At 41.3% G+C, this 4,460-nt stretch carries 4 protein-coding genes; 1 reads left to right on the top strand and 3 read right to left on the bottom strand.

Features of this window, described 5'->3' with window-relative positions:
- Positions 1 to 240 precede the first annotated feature (240 nt).
- From AC1DPZ_RS22645 to rsfS, 3 genes are all read right to left on the bottom strand, one after another.
- Positions 241 to 888, bottom strand: coding sequence for a LutC/YkgG family protein (locus AC1DPZ_RS22645; protein ID WP_477407723.1), 648 nt, complete (start codon positions 886 to 888; stop codon positions 241 to 243).
- A 56-nt stretch (positions 889 to 944) separates the two neighbouring features.
- Entirely contained in the window at positions 945 to 3,053 is a 2,109-nt protein-coding gene (ftsH, locus tag AC1DPZ_RS22640; protein ID WP_477407721.1) for an ATP-dependent zinc metalloprotease FtsH, read from the bottom strand.
- A gap of 90 nt (positions 3,054 to 3,143) precedes the next feature.
- Positions 3,144 to 3,518: a ribosome silencing factor gene (gene rsfS / locus AC1DPZ_RS22635; protein WP_477407719.1), complete on the bottom strand. Its 375-nt coding sequence runs from the start codon at positions 3,516 to 3,518 to the stop codon at positions 3,144 to 3,146.
- Positions 3,519 to 3,565: 47 nt separating this feature from the next.
- On the opposite strand from rsfS, the gene AC1DPZ_RS22630 reads away from it, so the two are divergent.
- The gene (locus AC1DPZ_RS22630) at positions 3,566 to 4,336 is read left to right on the top strand and encodes a biotin--[acetyl-CoA-carboxylase] ligase (RefSeq protein WP_477407717.1); all 771 of its coding nucleotides are present in this window, start codon (positions 3,566 to 3,568) and stop codon (positions 4,334 to 4,336) included.
- Positions 4,337 to 4,460: the final 124 nt, after the last annotated feature.

Genomic DNA, 4,460 nt, shown 5'->3' with positions numbered 1-4,460 from the left:
GTATAAACCTTATTATTTCAACAGCGGTTGCTGCTGTTTTGATGATGGTGATATAACCGGCATCGAAATAGCCGATGGCTTTATAAGATTAATAAAATGGGAATATGATAATAAAAAGAAAAGTAACAGGCTTGTACTGGAAGAATGTAGGCTTGAAGCGTTGATTTAAGACGTTTTTGAAGTATGGGTTTTTATATTGCAGGCTTTGCAAATCAGCAGTCACCGGGCACAACCGCCAACTTACAACTCAGAGTCATCAAGTAAAAACACAAACAGTTCTTTTGGTCCGTGAGCGCCGAGTACAAGCATTTTCTCGATATCGGCAGTGCGGCTTGGACCAGTTACATTGCTGATCATGGATGGCAGTCGGTTACCATATTTACCTTTAAGAAGCTTGAAGCCATCCTTAATATCCATTACCATTTGCGAAGTATAAGCCAGCACAATATGTACCGGTGGATAAATACTTAAGCGCCGGCCGGCCATATTACCGTTTGATAGCAAAATGCTCCCATTGCGCGCTATTAAAGCTTCGCAAAGGGTAAATCCAACTTCGGCCTGGTCAAAATCTTTGTCCGTTTCGTAAAAAGGGTACTCAAAGCGGGTAAGTATTTCCTGTAGGGAGGGCTCCCAGCAGTATATTTTACGCCAATTACGTTCTTCGGCCAGGGTAAGCAATGTTTCAATGAATTGCATCTCGTCTTCGCAAAAAACAAACTGTCCGTTAACGGCGGCAAATTGTTCTGCAAAAACAACTTCGGGAATTTCCTCATCGGTTGCATAAAGCGGCAGGTCTTCCAGCTGGGGGTACGGGTTGTCCCTTTTTTCCAGCAAGGCCTTGCGGATCTTTTTAAGCAGTTTTTCTTTTGATGTGGTAATATCCCTCATAGTGTAAAAAAGGAAAGCCACCAGCTACGCTGGTGGCTTTGTATAATATTATTTTATTAAACCTTTGAATCCTGCGCGTCAACCCTCGATAACTCTGGATTAGTTACATTTTCGGGTATTGCATTGTTGTCAATCTCCGGATTCAAAGCGGCTTCGCCGTTTACAAACTTATCGTAAGTGGTTCGTTCGTCAAAAGGGCGTTTTCCTAATATCTCTTCCAGGTCACTCTGGAACAACACCTCTTTCTCTAATAACTTTTGAGCAATTTTCTCTAAGCCATCCCGTTTTTCATTCAGCAGCACCTTGGTTTTCTGATAAACATCATCAACCAGCTTGCGCACCTCGTTATCTATCATCTCGGCAGTGGTATCCGAATATGGTTTGTTAAACTGGTACTCACCCTGCGGATCGTAGAAGGATACATTACCCACATTACCGTTCATACCATAAATTTTTGTCATGGCATAGGCAAGCTTGGTAATGCGTTCCAGATCGCTCAAGGCGCCGGTTGAAATTTTGCCAAAAACTATATCTTCAGCAACACGGCCACCCATTGAAACGCTCATTTCATCAAGCAGTTGCTCGGTTGTATACAAAAACTGCTCTTTTGGCAGATATTGAGCATAACCCAATGCTGCAACACCACGCGGAACGATAGATACTTTAACCAACGGATCGGCATGCTCCAGGAACCAGCCGGCAATAGCATGGCCGGCTTCGTGGTATGCTACTATCCGTTTTTCTTCGGGTGATATTATCTTGTTCTTTTTCTCCAAACCACCAATCACACGGTCGATGGCATCCTGAAAATCGGTCATATCTACCGATTCTTTATTTTTACGGGCGGCTATCAAAGCTGCTTCGTTACAAACGTTAGCAATCTCGGCGCCTGCAAAACCAGGTGTTTGTGCCGATAGCTTTTTAGCATCAACACCATCATTAAGTTTAATAGGTTTTAGGTGAACCTTAAAAATCTGCTCACGGCCAATCAAATCGGGCTTATCAATAGATACTTGCCTGTCAAAACGACCAGGGCGCAGCAATGCGGAATCCAGTACATCCGGACGGTTGGTTGCAGCAAGAATAATAATACCAGAATCGGTACCGAAACCATCCATCTCCACCAATAACTGGTTCAGGGTGTTTTCCCGCTCATCATTACCGCCAACTATATTGTTTTTACCACGGGCACGGCCAATGGCATCAATTTCATCAATAAATATAATACAAGGAGCCTTATCCTTAGCCTGGCGGAACAAATCACGAACCCGCGACGCACCCACACCAACAAACATCTCCACAAAATCAGATCCTGAAAGGGAGAAGAAAGGCACCTGGGCTTCACCCGCAACAGCCTTGGCTAACAAGGTTTTACCGGTACCTGGTGAACCTACCAGCAATGCACCTTTAGGTATTTTACCACCCAGGTTGGTGTATTTTTTGGGGTTCTTCAGGAAATCTACAATTTCCATTACCTCTTGCTTGGCTTCTTCAAGGCCGGCAACATCATTAAACGTAACCGAAACCTGTGCTTCCTTATCAAACAAGGTAGCTTTTGATTTACCAATGTTAAATATCTGCCCGCCCGGACCACCGCCAGAACCACCAGACATACGGCGCATAATGAAAATCCATACGGCAGCAAACAGGATCACCATGATAACACCCTGTACCAACCAGTTTGATAACAGACTTTCGCGGCCCTGCTGCAGTTCAACAGAAACTTTAGGAGCCGTAGGGTCTGTACTTTCTGCCGCTGCGATAGATTTTTTTAGGCTTTCGTACGAATCGTCAGTAAAAGTATACTGAGGGCCACTGCCCGAAGCGCTAAATAAATGTTGTTGCTTACCACTATCGGTAACGTAACGTTGTTTACCCAGGCTTTCCTTTTTTATATAAACCTCGGCAATTATCAAATCGCCGCTTTTGTAAGCAATTATTCTGTCAACATCATGCTGTTTCAGCATATTTGTTTCAAAATCCTGGTAGGTGATTCGTGTACCATTTTCACCGCCTAATAAGGTAGACGCCAGCAAAAATGCCAAAACAATAATACCATAAATCCACATAATGTTAAATTTAGGTGGTTTTGGAGGCGTTTTTTTATTTAGAATCTTCCTTATCGGTTTCGGACTTTCTGATTTATTATCTTTATTATCTTTCATTTCTTTGTTACGAGCTCAAACTCAATATCTATAATTTAAAATACACGGTTATTAACATGACGCTGTTCCCGGCCTTTATGTGACCAATAATTAAGCGCTTTTGAAATATTTAATTTCTGCATCTCCCCACAGTTCCTCTACGCCATAAAACTCCCGCTTATCGGTTCGGAAAATGTGAACTACAACATCCACATAATCAAGCAGTATCCATTCGCCGTACTCCAGCCCTTCCTTGCGCCATGGCTCTTGCTGGGTTGCTTTAAAAATTTCGTCTTCAACGCTATTCGCTATAGCTTTAACCTGTGTGGTTGAGTCGGCATGGCAAACTACAAAGTAATCTGTTACCGAACTATTTAAGTTACGAAGGTCTAACCTTACTATCTCATTTCCCTTTTTTTCCTGTATGCCATGTATAGCCAATTCAGAAATATAGGTTGATTGATTCCCCTTTTTATTTTTTACCATCAAAAAGAATTAGTTTTGAACGTTTTTTGGTTAAAAATTATTACACTTTGCAAAATAACATATTTTCGGGATTATTTGTTGGTCAAAATTTGGTAACAATTAAAGAAGTTGATTCAACCAACACATTCCTTAAAACATTACTGTCAAATTCCAAGCCATTGCCCGAAGGTACGGTCATTATGGCAGAAAGCCAATATGCAGGTCGGGGTCAGCAGCAAAACAAGTGGCACAGTGAGCCGGGCAAAAACCTTACCTTCAGTTTATTGCTAATGCCCTCATTTTTACCAGTTTCTAACCAGTTTGACCTCACCCGGGTGGTAAGTTTAGGCGTTTGTAAAGCCCTTGAACCCATACTGGGCAATAAATTAAAAATAAAATGGCCAAATGATATTTATTATGACGACCATAAGCTTGGCGGTATTTTAATTGAAACTAACCTGCAGAGCGACAGGATTAAAAACGCCATAATTGGCATTGGCCTTAATATAAACCAGGAAAGTTTTGAACCGGGAGCCGGCAATGCTATCTCGGTAAAGCAAATCTTACACAAAGATTATGATTTACGAACTTTATTATCTGAAATTTGCGCTCATATTGAGGCATACTATCTTAACTTAAAGGCCGGTAAGTTTGACCTTATACGGAATGCTTATTTAAACCGGCTATACTGGTTAAAMGAAATAAAGGATTTCCGGTCAAACGGTGAGGTTTTTAAAGGAACCATTATTGATGTAAAAAATGAGGGCTTACTGGTTGTTAAAAATAATAACGAAAAACGGGAGTTTAACTTAAAACAAATTGAATTTTTAAATAAATAATAAATGAAAAAATTGTTGTTGATGATGGTGGCGCTTGTGATTTGCGCCGGAGCTTTTGCACAAATAGAAACACCGGTAAGGTGGTCATACGCGGCAAAAAAGCTGAATAGTAAAGAAGCTGTTG

Source organism: Mucilaginibacter sp. P4_G9, assembly GCF_056400985.1.
Note: the sequence above shows the minus strand (reverse complement) of the source record. Positions and strands in the feature narration are given on the sequence as shown.